Here is a 1,495-nt window from a genome sequence, read left to right on the forward strand (position 1 = left end):
ATAGTCCGGTGGCGATAGCGAGAAGGTCACACCCGTTCCCATACCGAACACGGAAGTTAAGCTTCTCAGCGCCGATGGTAGTTAGGGGCTGTCCCCTTGTGAGAGTAGGACGTTGCCGGGCTATTAAATAAATTTATATATATGGAGGATTAGCTCAGCTGGGAGAGCACCTGCCTTACAAGCAGGGGGTCGGCGGTTCGATCCCGTCATCCTCCACTCATGTTTTTTACGAAGCGTAGCAAAGTAAAATAACATTCATTATTTGCCGGCCTAGCTCAATTGGTAGAGCAACTGACTTGTAATCAGTAGGTTGGGGGTTCAAGTCCTCTGGCCGGCACCAGTTTTTTTCGTGATAGCGAAAAATCCTTGTACGAGCCATTAGCTCAGTCGGTAGAGCATCTGACTTTTAATCAGAGGGTCGAAGGTTCGAGTCCTTCATGGCTCACCATTTTTTTTAAAGCAAAAACTTTTATATGCGGGTGTGGCGGAATTGGCAGACGCACTAGACTTAGGATCTAGCGCCGCAAGGCGTGGGGGTTCGACTCCCTTCACCCGCACCAAAGTTTTTTTAAATTAATAAAGTAATTTATGCCATGTTGCGGAAGTAGTTCAGTGGTAGAACACCACCTTGCCAAGGTGGGGGTCGCGGGTTCGAATCCCGTCTTCCGCTCCAACAGTTAGCCGGGGTGGCGGAACTGGCAGACGCACAGGACTTAAAATCCTGCGGTAGGTGACTACCGTACCGGTTCGATTCCGGTCCTCGGCACCAATGCTTTTTACCGAATGTAGTGGGGTAAAAAAGCTTTCCTTGTTTTCGCGATAGTGAAAACACTTTACACAATATGCGCCCGTAGCTCAATTGGATAGAGCGTTTGACTACGGATCAAAAGGTTAGGGGTTCGACTCCTCTCGGGCGCGCCATCTATAAAATTGGATGACGATATTAAGATAGATGTTTGAATTGAAAAGCTAATATCTCTTTTAAGTCGGGCCTCTGATATCAAATCGGGAAGTAGCTCAGCTTGGTAGAGCACTTGGTTTGGGACCAAGGGGTCGCAGGTTCGAATCCTGTCTTCCCGACCATTTTCTTAATATAAACATGGGGCCTTAGCTCAGCTGGGAGAGCGCCTGCCTTGCACGCAGGAGGTCAGCGGTTCGATCCCGCTAGGCTCCACCATTTTTAAAAAAAAGTGTTGACATGCTAATGAAAGTTTGTTAGTATGTAAAAGTCGCCTTTGAGCGATAAGATATTTTTGCTAACGCGAAAATAAAGGAATGATATTTTTCCTGGTGGAAAAAATCATTATTGTACTTTGAAAACTAAACAAATCATACGTCAACGTTAGTTTTATTTTGTTTTAAATTAAGAGCTAATCTTACTCTTTATTGGAGAGTTTGATCCTGGCTCAGGACGAACGCTGGCGGCGTGCCTAATACATGCAAGTCGAGCGAACAAAGAGGAGCTTGCTCCTCGATGTTAGCGGCGGACGGGTGA

At 46.4% G+C, this 1,495-nt stretch carries 9 tRNA genes and 2 rRNA genes; all 11 read left to right on the forward strand.

The window, feature by feature from the left end:
• The first annotated feature begins 4 nt into the window (after window positions 1–4).
• Window positions 5–121, forward strand: a 5S ribosomal RNA gene (gene rrf, locus FAR12_RS23090).
• Window positions 122–143: 22 nt separating this feature from the next.
• Window positions 144–216 (forward strand) — tRNA-Val (locus FAR12_RS23095).
• Between the two features lie 48 nt (window positions 217–264).
• Window positions 265–340, forward strand: a tRNA-Thr gene (locus tag FAR12_RS23100).
• Window positions 341–372: 32 nt separating this feature from the next.
• Window positions 373–448 (forward strand) — tRNA-Lys (locus FAR12_RS23105).
• 27 nt (window positions 449–475) lie between these two features.
• Window positions 476–560, forward strand: a tRNA-Leu gene (locus FAR12_RS23110).
• A 38-nt stretch (window positions 561–598) separates the two neighbouring features.
• A tRNA-Gly gene (locus FAR12_RS23115) sits at window positions 599–673 on the forward strand.
• Window positions 674–680: 7 nt separating this feature from the next.
• A tRNA-Leu gene (locus FAR12_RS23120) sits at window positions 681–769 on the forward strand.
• A gap of 75 nt (window positions 770–844) precedes the next feature.
• Window positions 845–921, forward strand: a tRNA-Arg gene (locus FAR12_RS23125).
• A gap of 85 nt (window positions 922–1,006) precedes the next feature.
• A tRNA-Pro gene (locus tag FAR12_RS23130) sits at window positions 1,007–1,083 on the forward strand.
• Window positions 1,084–1,101: 18 nt separating this feature from the next.
• Window positions 1,102–1,177: transfer RNA gene (locus FAR12_RS23135), tRNA-Ala, on the forward strand.
• 206 nt (window positions 1,178–1,383) lie between these two features.
• Window positions 1,384–1,495: ribosomal RNA gene (locus FAR12_RS23140) — 16S ribosomal RNA — on the forward strand; the annotation flags it as partial.

Source organism: Bacillus yapensis, assembly GCF_005280205.1.
GTDB lineage: Bacteria > Bacillota > Bacilli > Bacillales > Cytobacillaceae > Robertmurraya > Robertmurraya yapensis.